18 protein-coding genes are annotated in these 16373 nt (G+C 59.3%); 5 read left to right on the forward strand and 13 right to left on the reverse strand.

Annotation, left to right across the window (positions count from 1 at the left end):
• Window positions 1-13 precede the first annotated feature (13 nt).
• The 7 genes from ACSAMW_RS15690 to ACSAMW_RS15720 form a co-directional block, all read right to left on the reverse strand.
• Complete coding sequence (locus tag ACSAMW_RS15690) at window positions 14-658, reverse strand: methionine ABC transporter permease (protein WP_168085289.1); 645 nt, start codon at window positions 656-658, stop codon at window positions 14-16.
• Complete coding sequence (locus ACSAMW_RS15695) at window positions 648-1766, reverse strand: methionine ABC transporter ATP-binding protein (RefSeq protein WP_500591068.1); 1119 nt, start codon at window positions 1764-1766, stop codon at window positions 648-650. The genes ACSAMW_RS15690 and ACSAMW_RS15695 overlap by 11 nt, the downstream gene beginning before the upstream one ends.
• Window positions 1767-1769: 3 nt before the next feature.
• A complete protein-coding gene (locus tag ACSAMW_RS15700; protein ID WP_500591069.1) occupies window positions 1770-2579 on the reverse strand; it encodes a MetQ/NlpA family ABC transporter substrate-binding protein in 810 nt (269 codons plus the stop codon).
• A gap of 132 nt (window positions 2580-2711) precedes the next feature.
• A complete protein-coding gene (gene tcyN, locus ACSAMW_RS15705; protein WP_500591070.1) occupies window positions 2712-3461 on the reverse strand; it encodes an L-cystine ABC transporter ATP-binding protein TcyN in 750 nt (249 codons plus the stop codon).
• Complete coding sequence (gene tcyL, locus ACSAMW_RS15710) at window positions 3458-4132, reverse strand: cystine ABC transporter permease (RefSeq protein WP_500591071.1); 675 nt, start codon at window positions 4130-4132, stop codon at window positions 3458-3460. The genes tcyN and tcyL overlap by 4 nt, the downstream gene beginning before the upstream one ends.
• Complete coding sequence (gene tcyJ, locus ACSAMW_RS15715; protein WP_500591072.1) at window positions 4129-4920, reverse strand: cystine ABC transporter substrate-binding protein; 792 nt, start codon at window positions 4918-4920, stop codon at window positions 4129-4131. Before tcyJ ends, tcyL begins: the two co-directional genes overlap by 4 nt.
• Window positions 4921-4947: 27 nt before the next feature.
• The gene (locus ACSAMW_RS15720; protein ID WP_500591073.1) at window positions 4948-5946 is read right to left on the reverse strand and encodes a D-cysteine desulfhydrase; all 999 of its coding nucleotides are present in this window, start codon (window positions 5944-5946) and stop codon (window positions 4948-4950) included.
• 210 nt (window positions 5947-6156) lie between these two features.
• Here ACSAMW_RS15720 and epsC point away from each other — a divergent pair, with 210 nt between their 5' ends.
• The gene (gene epsC / locus ACSAMW_RS15725) at window positions 6157-7086 is read left to right on the forward strand and encodes a serine O-acetyltransferase EpsC (protein ID WP_500591074.1); all 930 of its coding nucleotides are present in this window, start codon (window positions 6157-6159) and stop codon (window positions 7084-7086) included.
• Window positions 7087-7230: 144 nt separating this feature from the next.
• The gene (betT, locus tag ACSAMW_RS15730) at window positions 7231-9195 is read left to right on the forward strand and encodes a choline transporter BetT (RefSeq protein ID WP_500594058.1); all 1965 of its coding nucleotides are present in this window, start codon (window positions 7231-7233) and stop codon (window positions 9193-9195) included.
• Here the strand turns inward: betT and ACSAMW_RS15735 are convergent.
• From ACSAMW_RS15735 to tauA, 6 genes are all read right to left on the reverse strand, one after another.
• On the reverse strand, window positions 9192-9932 hold the full coding sequence (locus ACSAMW_RS15735; protein WP_500591075.1) for an SDR family oxidoreductase: 741 nt from the start codon (window positions 9930-9932) through the stop codon (window positions 9192-9194). The genes betT and ACSAMW_RS15735 overlap by 4 nt on opposite strands.
• Before the next feature lie 214 nt (window positions 9933-10146).
• Complete coding sequence (locus ACSAMW_RS15740) at window positions 10147-11136, reverse strand: alpha/beta fold hydrolase (RefSeq protein WP_500591076.1); 990 nt, start codon at window positions 11134-11136, stop codon at window positions 10147-10149.
• A 53-nt stretch (window positions 11137-11189) separates the two neighbouring features.
• Window positions 11190-12023: a taurine dioxygenase gene (tauD, locus tag ACSAMW_RS15745; RefSeq protein ID WP_500591077.1), complete on the reverse strand. Its 834-nt coding sequence runs from the start codon at window positions 12021-12023 to the stop codon at window positions 11190-11192.
• A gap of 36 nt (window positions 12024-12059) precedes the next feature.
• Window positions 12060-12890 (reverse strand): taurine ABC transporter permease TauC, encoded by an 831-nt coding sequence (gene tauC / locus ACSAMW_RS15750; protein ID WP_500591078.1) that lies wholly within the window; start codon window positions 12888-12890, stop codon window positions 12060-12062.
• Window positions 12887-13675 (reverse strand): taurine ABC transporter ATP-binding subunit, encoded by a 789-nt coding sequence (tauB, locus tag ACSAMW_RS15755; RefSeq protein WP_500591079.1) that lies wholly within the window; start codon window positions 13673-13675, stop codon window positions 12887-12889. Before tauB ends, tauC begins: the two co-directional genes overlap by 4 nt.
• Before the next feature lie 27 nt (window positions 13676-13702).
• Window positions 13703-14686 (reverse strand): taurine ABC transporter substrate-binding protein, encoded by a 984-nt coding sequence (gene tauA, locus ACSAMW_RS15760; RefSeq protein WP_500591080.1) that lies wholly within the window; start codon window positions 14684-14686, stop codon window positions 13703-13705.
• A gap of 168 nt (window positions 14687-14854) precedes the next feature.
• On the opposite strand from tauA, the gene ACSAMW_RS15765 reads away from it, so the two are divergent.
• The 3 genes from ACSAMW_RS15765 (at window position 14855) to ACSAMW_RS15775 (ending at window position 16316) form a co-directional block, all read left to right on the forward strand.
• Window positions 14855-15148 carry a type II toxin-antitoxin system HigB family toxin gene (locus ACSAMW_RS15765; protein WP_500591081.1) on the forward strand — a complete coding sequence of 98 codons (294 nt, stop codon included), beginning with the start codon at window positions 14855-14857 and terminating at the stop codon, window positions 15146-15148.
• Window positions 15145-15549 carry a helix-turn-helix domain-containing protein gene (locus tag ACSAMW_RS15770; RefSeq protein WP_500591082.1) on the forward strand — a complete coding sequence of 135 codons (405 nt, stop codon included), beginning with the start codon at window positions 15145-15147 and terminating at the stop codon, window positions 15547-15549. The genes ACSAMW_RS15765 and ACSAMW_RS15770 overlap by 4 nt, the downstream gene beginning before the upstream one ends.
• Before the next feature lie 128 nt (window positions 15550-15677).
• Entirely contained in the window at window positions 15678-16316 is a 639-nt protein-coding gene (locus ACSAMW_RS15775) for a peroxiredoxin (protein ID WP_500591083.1), read from the forward strand.
• Window positions 16317-16373 lie beyond the last annotated feature (57 nt).

The following is a 16373-nucleotide window of genomic DNA, read 5'->3' on the forward strand; positions in this document are numbered from 1 at the left end:
AACACGCCTCAGATCAACGCTTGTTGAGCCGCTGCGCCAACCGGTCCCCGCCCAATTGAATCACCGCCACCAGCAGTACCAGCAACACGATCACGGTCAGCATCACCTGGGTGTCGAACCGCTGATACCCATACCGGTAAGCGATGTCCCCCAGGCCGCCGGCCCCCACGGCGCCTGCCATGGCAGAACTGTTGATCATGGTGACCAAAGTGATGGTAAACCCGCCCACAATGCCAGGCCGGGCCTCAGGCAGCAGCACATGCCAGATGATGTGCCAGCGACGGCACCCCATGGCCTGGGCAGCCTCTACCAAACCATGATCGACTTCGCGCAGGCTTACCTCTGCAATACGCGCAAAGAAAGGCGTGGCCGCCAGCGTCAGCGGCACTACTGCTGCCCATACCCCATAAGTAGTGCCCACGATCCAGCGCGTGAAAGGGATCAGCGCCACCATCAGGATCAGGAACGGAATGGAGCGGAACAGGTTTACAAAGCCCCCCAGCAGGCGGTTGACCAACGGCGCCTCGAAAATGCCGCCTCGGTCGCTGGTCACCAGAATCACCGCCATGGGAATGCCTGCCAGTAATGCGATCAGCGAACTCAGCCCTACCATCAACAGGGTATCCAGCGCGCCTTGCAACAAACGCTCAGTCCACATAGCCCAACACCTCTACCTGTTCAGCCCACTGACGAGCACGCTCTGCGCACTGCGCAGGCTCCAGCGGAGACTGTGCGACCGACACCGTCAACTGCCCGAGCGTATGGCCCTGGATCTGATCGATACCGCCATGTAACAGGCGTACGTGCCCACCCAGCAGGCGGAACAGGCCGGACAGGTCAGGCTCGGCCGTGCCAGCGCCTATGAACCGCAAGGCAAGTACCAGCGCTGAACCGCTATGCGGGGTGGCGTGCAGCCGTGCTACCAAGGCGGGCGGCAAGCCCTGCTGCAGGGGCGCCAACAGCGTACGGCTCACCTCATGCTGCGGGTTGCCATACACTTGCCATACAGGCCCTTGCTCCACGATACAGCCTTGCTCCAGCACTACCACGCGATGGCAGATATCGCGAATCACGGCCATTTCATGGGTGATCAGCACAATGGTCAGCCCAAGGCGCTGGTTGATATCTCGCAGCAGTTGCAGGATAGAGGCCGTGGTTTCCGGGTCCAGCGCGGAGGTGGCTTCGTCACAGAGCAGTAGGGCGGGGTCGTGCACCAAGGCGCGGGCGATCCCCACTCGCTGCTTCTGCCCGCCAGAGAGCTGGGCAGGGTAAGCATCATGCTTGCCTTCCAGGCCCACCAGCGAGAGCAACTCACTGACTTTGCGCTGGCGAATGGCACGGGAAACACCTGCCACTTTCAGCGGCAGCTCAACGTTCTGCGCCACGGTCTTGGCAGACATCAGGTTGAAGTGCTGGAAGATCATGCCGATGCCACGGCGTACCTCGACCAGCCGGTCTTCGGTCAATGTGCTCAAGTCAATGTGGTCAACCCACACCTGGCCTTCAGTGGGAGATTCCAGCCGGTTCAGGGTGCGCAACAGTGAAGATTTGCCCGCCCCGCTGCGCCCGATAATGCCGAACACTTCGCCCCGCTGGATCTCCAGGTTGATGCCCTTGAGTGCGTGAACCGGCCCCAGGGCACCTTGATACACCTTGCTGATGCCCTGCAAGCGGATTAGCGGCGTAGCGCTTTGAGGTGGTGAAACAGGCTGTTGTCCGATGGCGGTAGAGAGGGGGGTGACCAGCTTGAGCGAAGGAGCACTCATGGTTTAACCCTTCCAGCCAGGCTGATAGAGGGTACCCAAGGACTTGTCCAGCGCTGCTTTGACGACAGGCGAGTGCTGGTAGATATCGATGAATTTGGCCAGGCGGGGATCGTTTTTATTCTTTGGCTGAATCACGAACTGAATCACGTATTCAGGGTGGTCCAGGCCGTCGAAGAGCAAGGCGGATTCAGGGTCGAACGTCTTGGCCAGGCGGATGTAGGCAGGATAGCCCTGCACCAGGTCGGCATCGTCATAGGCCCGTACCAGCTGAACGGCCTCGACCTGAAGGATCTTCAGCTTCTTGGGGTTGCTGACGATATCGTCTTCAGTGGCCTTGTAGCCTACGCCTGGCTTGAGTTCGATCAAGCCAGCCTTGGCCAGCAGCTGCAGGCCGCGGCCACTGTTGATAGGGTCGTTGGCGATGGCCACCGAAGCACCCTCAGGCAGGTCTTGGAAGCTTTTGTAACGCCTGGAGTACAGGCCCACGTTATTGATAATGCCCGGGGCGTAAGACACCAAGTCAAAACCCGCCGCCTGTTTGGCGTTTTCAAGGAAGGGGATGTGCTGGAAATAGTTAACGTCGATGTCGCCTGCAGCCAGGCTCACGTTGGGAGCAATCCAGTCGGTGTACTCCACCAGCTCGACTTTCAACCCCTGCTTGTCAGCCTCGGCAACGGCAGCCTCCAGGGGAATGGCAAAGGCAGCGGTTGTGCCGACTTTCAACGGCGCGTCAGCTGCATAGGCGCTGCCGGCGATCAGGCCGGCACTCAAAAGCAGCACCCGCAATGGGGTAAACAAAGCAGCGCGAACCATACCGTCCTCACGTAATAGAAACCGCACCAAGGCGGTGTGTCTGTGATGGTCCGGTGGTCCGGTCGTTATACCCTAGAGGAGCTTAAAGATATTTTGAAATAACCTTTGGCAATTGATATAGAAGTGGGCGTATCAAGATTGAGCCAGGAATTTCCCTAGGAATTGGCGAGTGCGTTCATGCTTTGGCGCCGCGAACACGACTGCTGGGTCTCCTTGTTCAACGATTTTCCCCTTGTCGAAGAACACCACACGGTTGGCTACATCTCGCGCGAAGCTCATTTCGTGGGTCACGATGACCATGGTGCGCTTTTCTTCGGCCAGGCTGCGAATGGTCGCCAGCACTTCGCCGACCAGCTCCGGGTCCAGTGCCGAGGTAGGTTCGTCGAACAGGATCACCTGCGGCTCCATGGCCAGCGCGCGGGCGATGGCTACTCGCTGTTGCTGACCGCCAGACAGCCGACGTGGGTAAGCGTCTTCCTTGCCGGCCAGCCCTACTTTGGCCAGCAGGGAACGGCCCAGGGCCTGGGCTTGCGCAACGGGCATTTTCTTGACCACCACCGGCCCTTCAATCACGTTTTCCAGTGCGGTGCGGTGAGGGAACAGGTTGAAGTTCTGGAACACGAAGCCCACCTGCTGGCGTAACTGGCGCACCTGCGCCTGCTGCTTGGCAATAGCGCGGTTTGCATCGATGGTGACGCCCCCCACTTGAATCGTTCCCGCGCTGGGTGTTTCCAGGAGGTTGAGGCAGCGCAGGAAGGTGGTCTTGCCCGAGCCACTGGGGCCAATGATGGCTACCACTTCACCTTCACTGACGGTCAGGTCGATGTTGTCCAGCACAGGCGTGTCGTTGAAGCGTTTGGTGAGGTGTTCCACCACAATCATTGCTTAGGCTCCAGGTCGTGGCGGTTAACGCGGCGCTCCAGGCGGTTCTGGACGTACGCAAGAAGGCTGGCCAGCACCCAGTAGATCAAGGCGGCGGACAGGTACATGGCAAAGATCTCGAACGTGCGGGCTGTAACCAACTGCGCCTGCCGAAACAGCTCTGGCACCTGGATGGTGGCTGCCAACGCCGTATCTTTCACCAGCGAAATGAAACTGTTACCCAAGGGCGGCAATGCAGTACGTGCCGCTTGGGGCAGAATGGTTCGGCGCAGGGTTTGTGCCCGTGTCATGCCTATGCTGGCCGCTGCCTCCCACTGGCCCCGGTCGATAGAGCCGATTGCCGCCCGCAGGATTTCACACGCATAGGCGGCCATGTTCAGGGAGAAACCTATCAGGGCAGCTGTCAGCGGGCTTAGCTCAAGCCCTATGGACGGCAAACCGTAGTAGATCAGGAACAATTGCACCAGCAAGGGCGTGCCGCGAAAGAACGACACGTACACCCGCGATACGCCCCGCAGGATGGCCAGCTGCGACAGGCGCATCAGCGCCAGCGCGAAACCCAGCAGCAGCCCGAAGAACATGCCCCCCAGGCTCAGTACAATCGTGAACCAGGCGCCCTGAAGCAGGAAGGGAAGCGACTCCAGGGCGATGCGCAGGCTGTCCTGGTTCATTGGGTAACGTCAGCGCCAAACCATTTCTGCGACAGCTGAGTCAGCGTGCCGTCCTTGCGCAGCTTGGCCAAGGCATCGTCCACAGCCTTGAGCAGCTCAGGCTCGCCTTTGCGCAGGGTAACGCCGGCTTCCTGGCGGGAGAACGCTTCACCGGCCACGCCCAGGCGGTCGCCAGTCTTCTTGACGGTATCCAGCGCTGCCAAGCGGTCCACCAGAATGACATCGATGCGCTTGTTCATCAGGTCTTGGAACTTGGTCGGGTCATCTTCATAGGTACGTACGTCAGCTTGCGGCACATTCTGCTTAAGCCACTGCTCGTAGTTGGTACCCAGGCCTACACCTACTTTCTTGCCAGCCAGATCAGCAGGCTTTGCAATAGACGCAGCGTCTGCCTTGCGGGTCAGTGCCTGGATGCCGGAGACCGTGTACGGCACAGAGAAGTCGTACTTTTTCTTGCGCTCGTCCGAAATGGTGACCTGATTGATCACCACATCCAGGCGCTTGGATTCCAGCGCGGCCAGAATGCCATCCCATTTGGTGGGTTGAATGTCTGCCTTCACGCCCAGTTCCTTAGCCAAGGCTTGGGAAAGTTCCACTTCGAAACCTGTGAGCTTGCCGCTTTCATCTACGAAGCTGAACGGCGGGTAGGTGCCTTCAAGGCCCACTTTCAAGGCGCCGTGGTCCTTGATCTGTTGCAGTTGCTCACCGGCATGGGCCTGGGCACCCAGTGCAGTGGCCAAGGCGAGGGCGGTAACGGCGAGGTGGCGTCGCAGGGCATTCAAGCGCATCAAGGTATCCTTATTGTGTGGAAAAAGTCAGGCAGACCAGGCATCCGTGTAGGCAAACAGCGCCGGAGCACCACCGGTGTGCAAAAACAGAATGGGGCCATCGTTCAAACGCTGTCGGCCTACGCCGTCCAGCAAACCGGCCATGGCTTTGCCGGTGTAGACAGGGTCCAGCAGAATGCCTTCCTGGGCGGCCAGCAATTTGATTGCCGCCAGCCCACCTGCGTTCGGTTCACCGTAGCGAGGCCCGTAGTACTCGTCCCACAGATGGACCTTGAACGCGTCCGGCAACGGTACGCCCAACAGGTTGGCCGTGGCTTCAGCCAATGCCTGCACCTTGGGCCGTTGCTGGTCTTCATCGCGGGACACCGTCACACCAATGACAGGCAGCTGCGGCAAGCGTTCGCTAAGGGCCAGTGCAAGCCCCGCCTGGGTACCTGCACTGCCGCTGGCCAACATGACCGCGCAGAATTCGACGCCGGTGGCGTCGATCTGTTCAGCCAGTTCCAGCCCCGCGCGCACATAACCCAGTGCACCGATCGGGCTGGAGCCACCGATCGGCACGATGTAGGGCTTCTTGCCACCGGTGCGCAGCCGGGCAGCCAAGGCTTCAAGGGAGGCTTGAGCGTTGTCTAGGTTTTCCACGAGCTCCACGCGGGCCTCGAACAGGTCCAGCAGCAGGCGGTTACCGTTGTTCAGGTAATCCGGATGTTCCGTTCCAGTAGGGTTTTCCAGTAGCGCAAAGCAGGCCAGGCCCAGGCGTGCTGCCAGGGCAGCGGTCTGGCGTACGTGGTTGCTCTGGATAGCGCCTGCGGTTACGAGGGTATCAGCACCTTGCGCCAGGGCATCGGCGGCCAGGTATTCGAGTTTGCGCAGCTTGTTACCGCCCAGGGCCAGTGGGGTAAGGTCATCGCGCTTGATATAGATGTCCCGCTCCAACCAGGCCGACAGGCGTTCTAGCTTGTCCAGTGGGGTTGCGCTGGGCATCAGGTTCAGGCGGGGAAAACGTGAAAGCTGCTGGCTGATCATGAAAGGTCCGAGTGGTGGCCGGTCAGCGACTATAGGCATGCCACCCCGGCCAGGCAATACGTTCACCTCCGTATCGTGAGCAGGCGAGTACATATTCCACTCAGCAAGGCGGCGTGAGAAAAGGGTTATTTTTTCAATGGGGCAATTTCCCGTAAAGTAGGCGTCGGAACGGCGCATGCGCACGTTTTCAGGACCTTGGGAGAAGCGATCGTGAACCAGAACAACGGCGGCCATTGGCACCTGAATAGCATCGTGGGTGAACTGCGCGCCGCGCGCGAGCAATGGCGCCGGCAAAATGGCCGAAGCTGTGGCTCCACAGGCGGCCGGGAGCTTCCCTCGCGCGAAGCCATGGCCACACTGCTCGAACACCTGTGCGGTGCCCTCTTTCCCATGCGGCTAGGGCCTGTAGACCTGCGCGAGGAAAGCGAAGACTTCTATGTAGGGCATACCTTGGATGCTGCGCTCACCCTCCTGCTGGCTCAAGCGCGGCTGGAACTGCGGTACGCCGGGCGCCATGGCCCGTGCGATGCTGACGCGCTGGACGCTAGCGCATTGAGTCTTACCCAGGGCTTTGCTGCTGCGTTGCCGGGCATTCGCCGCTTGCTGGACACAGACGTACTAGCTGCCTACCAAGGCGACCCTGCCGCTCGTAGCGTGGATGAAGTGCTGCTGTGCTACCCCGGCGTGCTGGCGGTAATCCACCATCGTCTGGCTCATCACCTGTATCGGTCCGGGCTGCCACTACTGGCCCGTATTGCCTCCGAACTGGCCCACTCCAGCACTGGTATCGATATTCACCCTGGCGCACAGATCGGCCCGAGCTTCTTTATTGACCATGGCACAGGTGTAGTCATAGGTGAAACTGCGATCATCGGCGAACGTGTGCGCATCTACCAGGCTGTTACCCTTGGCGCGAAGCGTTTCCCGTCTACCGAAGACGGTAGCCTGCAGAAGGGGTTGCCGCGTCACCCTATCGTTGAAGACGACGTGGTGATCTACGCCGGCGCTACCATTCTGGGGCGCATTACCATCGGCAAAGGGTCGATCATCGGCGGCAATGTGTGGCTCACTCGCAGTGTACCGCCGGGGAGCAATTTGACCCAGGCGACGTTGCAGCAGGATGAGGGCAGCGCTCGCTAGGACAGGGCCGCCTGGAGGGCGCCGTTTGGCGCAGAAGGCGTTTCATGTTTTAATTGAACGCTCGTTCAACTTAAAACATGTTCGCACGCTGCGTTCATCCGGAGGCCCGACCTGTCCGTGAGCAGTCTTTCCGCACCTGTTCGTATGAACCCGCCAGTGTTCGCTTTTGCCGCTGGCGCCATCCTTCTCTTTGCTACCGTTGTGCTGGCCTTCCCGACCCAGGCCGGGGCCTGGCTGATTGCTGCTCAAAGCTGGGCTGCTAATACCGTAGGCTGGTATTACCTGCTGGCCATGACGCTGTACCTAGTGTTCGTGGTGGTCACCGCGTTATCTGGTTATGGCCGTATCAAGCTAGGGGCCGACCATGACGAGCCTGAGTTCAGTTACCTGTCTTGGGCCGGTATGCTCTTTGCGGCCGGGATCAGTATCACGCTGTTCTTCTTCTGCGTATCCGAGCCACTGACCCATTTTGCCCACCCGCCGCAAGGGGAGGGTAATACTGCAGCCTCGGCACGTCAGGCCATGCAGTTGCTCTTCCTGCACTGGGGCCTGCATGGCTGGGGCGTATTCGCGTTCGTAGGCATGGCGCTGGCCTACTTCGCTTACCGCCATAACCTGCCGCTAGCGCTCCGCTCCGCGCTTTACCCTCTCATCGGCAAACGCATCAATGGCCCGATCGGGTATGCCGTGGACGGCTTCGGTATCATCGCTACCGTGTTCGGCCTTGGGGCAGACATGGGCTTTGGCGTACTGCATTTGAACGCAGGCCTGGACCAACTGTTCGGTGTGCCCCACAACCAGTGGGTACAGCTGGGGCTAATTGTGCTGATGATGGGGGCGGCCATCCTGGTGGCAGTGTCCGGGGTAGACAAAGGCGTGAGGCTGATGTCAGACCTGAACATGCTCCTGGCCTGCGGCTTGCTGCTGTTTGTGCTGTTTGCAGGCCCTACCCAGCATCTGCTCAATACGCTGGTGCAGAACATCGGTGATTACTTGTCAGTGGTGCCTGGGAAAAGCTTTGACCTATATGCGTACGGCCACTCCGGCAGCTGGCTGGGCGACTGGACCGTGTTCTATTGGGCCTGGTGGATTGCCTGGGCGCCGTTCGTGGGCCTGTTCATCGCCCGTATTTCCCGGGGCCGCACCATCCGTGAATTCGTGTTCGGTGTACTGCTGATTCCGTTGGGCTTTACCTTGGCCTGGATGTCCATCTTCGCCAACAGCGCGCTGGACCTTCAACTGAATGGGGTGTTGGACCTTGCCAGCTCAGCCGTGGCAGACCCTTCGCAAACCCTATACCTGATGCTGCAGCAGTACCCCTGGAGCCGTACGGTCATCGGCGTCACTGTGTTCGTAAGCTTTGTGTTCTTCGTGACCTCGGCCGATTCGGGCACGGTGGTCCTGTCCACCTTGTCTGCCAAAGGCGGCAGCCCAGACGAAGATGGCCCCAAGTGGCTACGTGTGTTCTGGGGTGCCGCAACGGCCATGGTCACAGGCGGCCTGTTGTTCGCGGGCAGTATCGATTCGCTCAAGAGCGCCGTGGTACTGACATCGTTGCCGTTCTCGCTGATTCTGCTGCTGATGATGTGGGGGCTGCACAAGGCGTTCTACATGGAGTCCCAACGCAAGATCGCGCAACTGTACTCGCTGGCGCCTACCACCTTGGCGGGGCGTGCGAGAGGGCGCGGTGGCTGGCGTCAGCGCCTGAGCCAGGCCGTGCATTACCCCTCGCGAGACGAGGTATACCGGTTCATGGAAGGCTCAGTGCGCCCAGCCATGCAGGACCTGTGCGCCGAGTTTGTGGGCAAAGGGCTCAATGCACGGGTGGAGGAAGACACCGGCCATGGGGCCGAAAGCCTGATCGTGACCCACGGTGAGGAGCGGCCGTTCGTGTATCAGGTGCGGATGCGGGGGTTCTTTACGCCGTCATTTGCCCGTAGTGGCATGGGCAACCGTGAGCTGAAGAACCGCCGCTACTACCGTGCCGAGGTGTACCTGGCCGAAGGCAGCCAGGATTACGACCTGGTGGGCTACAACAAGGACCAGATCATCACCGACATGCTCGACCAGTACGAACGGCACATGCAGTTCCTGCACCTGGTGCGTTAAACGATCCCGCCGTTGGCCCGCACGACCTGGCCATTCACCCAGCCGCCTTCCGGCCCTACGAGGAAGGCGACTATCCCGGTAATGTCGCCAGGCTCGCCTAGCCGCTCCAGCGGCGGCCGTTTCGCCAAGGCCTGCACCTGCTCATCGCTCTTGCCTTCGAAGAACAGGTCGGTGGCAACAGGCCCAGGGGCCACGGCATTCACGGTAATGCCCCGGCCTCGAAGCTCTTGGGCAAACACTTTGGTCAGGGACTCCACGGCGGCCTTGCTGGCAATGTAGAGCGAGTAGTTGGGCAAGTTCATGCCCACCGTACTGCTGGAGAAGTTGACGATACGGCCCCCGTCGTTAAGGCGGGTGGCCGCTTCGCGCAGGGTATTGAACGTGCCACGTGTATTGATGTTGAAGGTAGCGTCGTAGAGCTCGTCGGTACTGTCGGCCAGCGAGACCATCTTCAAGATGCCCGCGTTATTGACCAGTACATCTACCTTGCCCAAGGCCGCTTCGGCCTCGTCGAACAGCCGACGAACATCCGCGCTGCTGGACACGTCCGCCTTGATCGCCACAGCCCGCCCGCCTTCGTCGACGATGCGCTTGGCCAGTGCGTTGGCTTCACCTGCGCTATTGGCATAGTTGATCACCACGGCAAAACCATCGTCTACCAATCGCAGCGCCAGGGCTGCGCCTATTCCGCGCGAGGCACCGGTGATAAGGGCAACTTTCGGAGAAGGCTTGGGCATGGGGCGCTCCTTTGAATGAGTAGGTCGGGGAAACCGTAGCCCACCTGGGGAGTGGGCTTGGGTGAAACAGGCTCAATACTTGGAACGTAAAGCGTGAGGGAAGTGCTTATGAATCACTGCATGCTGGTAGGAAGGCCAAGGTGGTAAGAGATGCGGCACCAATAAGATTACCTCTTACGAATTCATTTTCATTGGCTCAACAATGACCAAACCGTCACTCATCGAACTTAAGCAACTTCACCGCCACCGGTGAGGCATACAGTTCATTGGCACTGTGCCCCACACCAGGTACCTCGGCGTTCTCTCGCTTTAGAGAGCTATGCCATTCCTTCCCCAGCAGCTGCTCATAGGCCAGGTAATAGCGTTGACGCGCCAGCCGGCTTTCACCTTGGGCTTCGGCAGCACAGGATTTGTCCAGTAACGGGTGTTTAGGGTCATTGTCCTCTGCGCCAACCAGGTAGGTGATATGGCGTGCGGCATAGCGTTTGAACAACTCATGTGGCATAGGTTGCTGAGGCGACAGGGCGGCCGGTACGGCTTCCAGCCCATAGCGGTAGTAGTTCACTTCCGGGCACTGTGCCACGGCGTCTTGGCCGAATGCGCTTCCCTCAGGGCGCCGATCGTCGAAATACAGGTAGCTGGACGGGCTGGAAATGACATAGCGAACCTTAATGCCCTTGGCTGCCAGGCGCTGTTCGGCACTTCCAAATACGGTGTAGCGTTGAAGCAACTGCGCGCCAGCAGAATGCCCAATCAGGGTGACCTGTTTGAGTTTAGGGTAGTGCGTGCCGTCGCCTACCCAGGCCAGCAGGTCGTCAAGTGCTTGAACAGGCGTGATGCCTACCTTGCCTTGCACCGAAGGCCGGCCTTGCATCCAGCGGCTGTCCCAGAGGGGGAGGTCTGTGCCGGGTGGCGTGTCACGGGCCGTGAAGAAACCAGGCGCCAACAATAGCGTATGGTCGTCCGACCAGTGCTCAGCCGCCAACAGTTGCTGACCAATATGGAAGTAATCCTCGGCATTGCGGCGCACGCCATGCAGGATGATCACGGCCTGCTCCACGGCTGGCCCAGGGGCCGTTATGGATTGGTTAGCGAAAACATCCAGGCCATAGGCCGTATTGATGCGTGCGGTTTGCACAGCCTGCGCGTGGGCAAGCAGAGGGCAGAGCAGGAACACAATAGGCAGCAGGTAACGAGGCAACATCCGTAAACTCCATTTTAGGGCGGCCTCATTTTGGACTAATCAGTGCATAGGCATCAACGTGGGATATCGCCCAGTATGGTCGCCCGGTGCATTACCCGGCGTGCCGGGCGGTAATCATCTACGGCGTAGTGTTGGGTTACGCGGTTGTCCCAGAACGCCACATCATCGGCCTGCCACTGCCAGCGTACCGTGAACTCTGGCCGGGTGGCGTGAGCAAACAGCATGGGCAGTAGTGCCGCACTTTCGTGTTCAGACACTTCATTGATGCGTGTGGTGAACCCGTCGCTGACGAACAAAGCCTTACGCCCGCTGACTGGATGGGTACGCACTACCGGGTGGCTCACAGGCGGGTGGCGTCGCCGGGTTTCGTCCCAGCGCGCAAGGCCTTCGGGCGTATGGCCAAAGCGCTCCAGTGGGAAGGACTTGCTGAAATCGTGAGTGGCTGTCAGCCCGTCAAGCAGCCGCTGCAACGGTGCAGACAAGCCCTCCCAGGCGGCGATCCCACTGGCCCACAAGGTATCACCTCCATAGGCCGGCACCTGTTTGGCCGCTAGTACCGCACCCATGGCGGGCGTGGGCAGAAAGGTCACGTCTGTATGCCAGATGGCATTGTCGCGCACGTCTGTGACAGCGGTGTCCAGTATCAGCACCTCTGGCTGTTCGGGCACGTTTGGGTAGATAGGGTGAATGTGCAACTCGCCAAAGGCCATGGCCAGGCGCGCCTGCTGCCGTGGGGTCAGCGGCTGGTTGCGGAAGAACAGCACCTGGTGCTCAAGCAGCGCCTGCTCCAGCGCTGTCTGCTGCTGTTCATCAAGGGGAGCGGCCAGGTCGAGACCTTCAACCCGCGCGCCAATGGTGGGGTTCAGCGGGGTAATGGACAGTGTCATAGGGGGTTCGCTCGGTGGTCCAATACGAAAGGTCGGTCAGTGCCCTTGGCCGTGCCAGGGCACCAGCTTGCGTTGCAATGCACGCAGGCCCAGCTCAAGGGCAAAGGCCACGACAGCAATAATCAGAATGCCCAGCACCACCACATCAGTAACCAGGAATTGCGCAGCGGACTGCACCATAAAGCCTAACCCCCGTGTGGCGGCGATCAGCTCGGCGGCTACCAGCGTGGACCAGCCCACACCCAAGCCGATGCGTACACCGGTGAGAATGTCTGGCAGGGCACCGGGCAGGATCACATGCCTGATCAGTTGTGAGCGGGTGGCGCCAAGGCTCTGTGCCGCCCGCAGGCGTGCCGGGTCTACCGTACGAACGCCGGTCGCCGTAGCAATGGCAATGGGGGCAAAGATGGCCAGGTAAATCAGCAATACTTTGGAAAATTCCCCAATACCGCACCAGATCACGATCAAGGGCAGGTAAGCCAGCGGTGGAATGGGCCGGTAGAATTCAATTAGCGGATCGAAGATGCCACGTGCGATGCGATTGCGCCCAATGGCAATACCTACTGGAATGGCGGTGACGATAGCCAGCGCCAGTGCAATACCGATGCGCTGCAGGCTGCTGCCCAAGTGCTCCCACAGGGTTGAGTCCATGTAGCCAGTAGTGGCGAGCAACCAACCTTTCTCAACCACGGCCGCCGGTGCGGGCAGAAAGAGGGGGTCAATCAGGCCGAAGTACGTGACAGCCCACCAGGCCAGTAGCAGGCTGGCCGCGGTCAGCAGGCTGATGGTACGGGTGCTGATCTGCCAACCTGTTTGCTCAGGGATACGAGCGGTGGCCGATTGCAAGGCAAGCGGTGTGCTGCTCATAGGGCTTCCTCAAGCGTGTTCTGCTGGGAAAACACCCGTGACAGTACGTATTCACGGGTTTCAATAAACACAGGGTCGGACTTGATCGCTCGCGCGGACTCACCTTCAGCAAAGCGGCGGCCGAACTCAAGCGACAGCCGCTCCACAATACGCCCAGGGTTGGGCGCCAGCAGTAGCAGCTCAGTGGCCAGAAAAACAGCTTCTTCTATATCATGGGTAATCAGGAACACCGGTTTGGCCGTGCGCTTCCACACGTTTAACAGTAAGGCCTGCATCTGTTCACGCGTAAAGGCATCCAAGGCGCCGAAGGGCTCATCCATCAGCAATACCCGTGGGTCGGCTGCCAAGGCCCGCGCGAGCCCAACACGCTGCTTTTGCCCGCCAGACAGTTCCCATACGCGCCGCTCGCCGAACTCGGCCAGGCCCACCAACCTTAGTAATTCCTGAGCGCGGGCCTCGCGCGCTGGGCGGCTGATGCCCGCCAGTTCCAGGCCAAATGCAATGTTCTGCTGCACGTTCTGCCACGGCAGCAGCACGTCATCCTGAAAGACCACGCCACGGTCGGCACCCGGCCCTTGTACAGGCTGGCTATCCAGGCTGATCCTTCCTGCACTGGGGGATACGAACCCCGCAATCAGGTTAAGCAGCGAGGTTTTACCGCTACCTGAGGGCCCTAGGGCTACCGTTAACTGGTTGGGCCCCAGCCGCAGGGAAATGTCCTGCAACACCGGCACCGCAGCACCGGGGTAGTGCGCGCTTACATGGTCGAGTTCCAGGTACGCCATAGTGAGTCTCCTGCCGTGCGTAGCGGGTTACTTGATATAGCTGGCGCTGACGTAGGGGCTGTAGTCCGGTAGCACCGTTTCGACCTTCCCTTGTTCTTTGAGGAACTGGGCGGTTTCACTGATGGCTTTGGCAGTGCCGCCTTCGAGCAGTTGCGCCGAGGCCTGGGCCTGAGCATCCGGGAACGCTGAACCGGCTAGCAGTTCGGGTACGTCGGCTGCATTGGAGCCTGTCAGTTTGGCGATTTTCTGTACGGGCGCAGAGTCAGCCGTCCATTCGCCTTTATGGGCGTCATAGTCGGCGTAGGCCTCCAGGGTGACCTTGGCGAACTTGGCGATCACGTCTGGGTGTTTCTCGGCGTAGTCCTTGCGCGCCACCCATACTTCAAAGGTCGGTGCGCCCCACTGGCCGACTTGCGCTGCATCGGTAAGCACGGTGCCCGTCTTGCGGATTTCACCCAGTGCCGGGGACCACACGAACGCACCGTCGATGTCACCACGCTTCCAGGCTGCGGCAATTTCCAGGGGTTGCAGGTTCACGACCTTGACCTTGGTGGTATCCAGGCCCCAATGCTTGAGCGCCCCCAGCAGGCTGTAATGGGAGGTAGAAACAAATGGCGTGGCAATGGTTTTGCCAACCAGATCCTCAGGTTTGGTGATGCCACTGCCATTGCGCACCACCAGTTGCTCAGAGGAGTTGATCTGCGCCGACACAATAAACGCCACGATTGGCACCTTGCGCGAGGCCGCAGCTGCCAGAGGGCTTGAGCCCAGGTTGCCGATTTGCACGCCGCCCGACGCCAATGCCGTCACCACTTCAGGGCCACTGTTGAAACGGCGCCAGTCGATCTTTTCGCCAATGGCTTTTTCGTAGGCACCGTCGGCCTGGGGCACTTTGCTAGGGTCGATACCGGTCTGGTAGCCCACCGTAAGGTCTGCAGCGTTAGCAGACAGTGTTGCAGCGGCGAGCGCGATAGCGGCGAAGATCGTGCGAAGGGCAAAGGTGTGTGCCATGGGAAGTACCTTGAGAAAGGAGCGTATGGCACCTAGATTATAGTTATAAAAATTCTGTGATAAATACCCAGTGGTTATTAGCTTATGGCGTAAGCAATATTCGAATTTGCAATCGCTCAAAGCCCTGCCTAAACTGCTTTTATTACAAAAACGAATCGCGGGATTTAGATGAGGGTAGTGACACACCGGCGAATCAGAGAGGCATCGCTGCAATGGCCTCATACTGCGACAGCGTTGGAGGTTTGGTACAAACGGATGGTTAAGGAGAGCCCTGCAAATTTTTCTCAGATGAAATCTCTGTTCCTTGCAGTTGATCTAGTAGGCCCCCTGCATGTGTTTGATATTGGCGGGAACAAGATCAGGCTTATTGTCGGCGTGTCTTACAGTACCCAGCAAGTCTTCATCAAGCACGTGCTTAGCCATGCGGAATACGACAAAGACAAGTGGAAGGGTGAGCGATGAATGCACTGGTACAAAATGCAGCTGATCATTGGGTGTACGTAGCTCCGTTGCTTAGCCCGCCGCAAAGCCATGAGCAATACGAGGTACTGGTCAGCGCCTTGGACGAGCTTCAGAACATTACCGGCTACGACCAAAACCATCCCTTGGATGGGTTAGTCATGGCGTTGGCAAACCTGATCAGCGACTACGATCAGAAGCACTTTCCGATCCGTAATGCTTCGGCGGGTGACGTGCTTCGGTCACTTATGGAAGAGTACAAGGTCAGCCAGCGAGAGCTCCCTGAATTAGGGAGTCAGTCAACTGTCTCACAGCTACTGGCGGGCAAGCGTAAATTCAGCGTACGCCAGATAAAGGCAGCCGCCGCTCGATTCGGCGTAAGCCCGCAAGTGTTCATGGGCTAGCCTGCACGTTACTGCGCAGTGTCTGCTTTTCGTGTAAGAAGTTATAGCGAAAGCACTATTTATTCTTTTTACGTTCAGCGGCAGCCATGCACCATGGCCTGAACTGGACCCTAACCGGAGCTGACCACATGGGCCTCAAGCTTGGCGACATCGCCCCTGATTTTGAACAGGATTCCAGCATTGGCCGCATTCGCTTTCACGAATGGCTGGGCAACAGCTGGGGCGTACTGTTCTCGCACCCGGCAGACTTCACCCCTGTATGCACAACGGAGCTGGGCTTTACCGCCAAGCTCAAGGATGAGTTCGATAAGCGTGACGTGAAGGCCATTGCGTTGTCGGTAGACGCGGCGGATTCTCACGTGGAGTGGATCAAGGACATCAATGAAACCCAGAATACCCAGGTCAATTTCCCAATCCTGGCCGACGAAGACCGCAAGGTGTCGGACCTGTACGACCTGATCCACCCCAACGCCAATGACACGCTCACCGTGCGCTCGCTGTTTGTGATCGATCCGAACAAGAAGGTGCGCCTGACCATTACGTACCCGGCCAGCACAGGCCGTAACTTCAATGAAATCCTTCGCGTGATCGATTCGCTACAGCTTACCGACAGCCACAAGGTGGCCACACCTGCCAACTGGCAGGACGGCGACGAAGTAGTGATTGTGCCGTCGCTCAAGGATGAAGCCGAAATCGCTCAGCGGTTCCCCAAAGGCTACCGCGCCGTCAAACCCTACCTTCGTTTGACGCCACAGCCTAACCGCTGACAGGTCTGCCTAGCAGGGCTTGGGGGCTACTCGCATGGCCCCCTTTTTTGTGCCCGC

The organism is Pseudomonas sp. AB39(2026) (assembly GCF_059831485.1).

Coding starts and splice junctions, on each gene's coding strand:
- ACSAMW_RS15740 (WP_500591076.1), bottom strand. CDS start 11,136: ATGTTGCCTCGTTACCTGCTGCCTATTGTGTTCCTGCTCTGCCCTCTG.
- ACSAMW_RS15720 (WP_500591073.1), bottom strand. CDS start 5,946: ATGATCAGCCAGCAGCTTTCACGTTTTCCCCGCCTGAACCTGATGCCC.
- tcyL (WP_500591071.1), bottom strand. CDS start 4,132: ATGAACCAGGACAGCCTGCGCATCGCCCTGGAGTCGCTTCCCTTCCTG.
- ACSAMW_RS15700 (WP_500591069.1), bottom strand. CDS start 2,579: ATGGTTCGCGCTGCTTTGTTTACCCCATTGCGGGTGCTGCTTTTGAGT.
- ACSAMW_RS15690 (WP_168085289.1), bottom strand. CDS start 658: ATGTGGACTGAGCGTTTGTTGCAAGGCGCGCTGGATACCCTGTTGATG.
- ACSAMW_RS15765 (WP_500591081.1), top strand. CDS start 14,855: ATGAGGGTAGTGACACACCGGCGAATCAGAGAGGCATCGCTGCAATGG.
- betT (WP_500594058.1), top strand. CDS start 7,231: ATGAACCCGCCAGTGTTCGCTTTTGCCGCTGGCGCCATCCTTCTCTTT.
- tauA (WP_500591080.1), bottom strand. CDS start 14,686: ATGGCACACACCTTTGCCCTTCGCACGATCTTCGCCGCTATCGCGCTC.
- tauB (WP_500591079.1), bottom strand. CDS start 13,675: ATGGCGTACCTGGAACTCGACCATGTAAGCGCGCACTACCCCGGTGCT.
- tcyN (WP_500591070.1), bottom strand. CDS start 3,461: ATGATTGTGGTGGAACACCTCACCAAACGCTTCAACGACACGCCTGTG.
- ACSAMW_RS15770 (WP_500591082.1), top strand. CDS start 15,145: ATGAATGCACTGGTACAAAATGCAGCTGATCATTGGGTGTACGTAGCT.
- ACSAMW_RS15735 (WP_500591075.1), bottom strand. CDS start 9,932: ATGCCCAAGCCTTCTCCGAAAGTTGCCCTTATCACCGGTGCCTCGCGC.
- tauC (WP_500591078.1), bottom strand. CDS start 12,890: ATGAGCAGCACACCGCTTGCCTTGCAATCGGCCACCGCTCGTATCCCT.
- tauD (WP_500591077.1), bottom strand. CDS start 12,023: ATGACACTGTCCATTACCCCGCTGAACCCCACCATTGGCGCGCGGGTT.
- ACSAMW_RS15775 (WP_500591083.1), top strand. CDS start 15,678: ATGGGCCTCAAGCTTGGCGACATCGCCCCTGATTTTGAACAGGATTCC.
- ACSAMW_RS15695 (WP_500591068.1), bottom strand. CDS start 1,766: ATGAGTGCTCCTTCGCTCAAGCTGGTCACCCCCCTCTCTACCGCCATC.
- tcyJ (WP_500591072.1), bottom strand. CDS start 4,920: ATGCGCTTGAATGCCCTGCGACGCCACCTCGCCGTTACCGCCCTCGCC.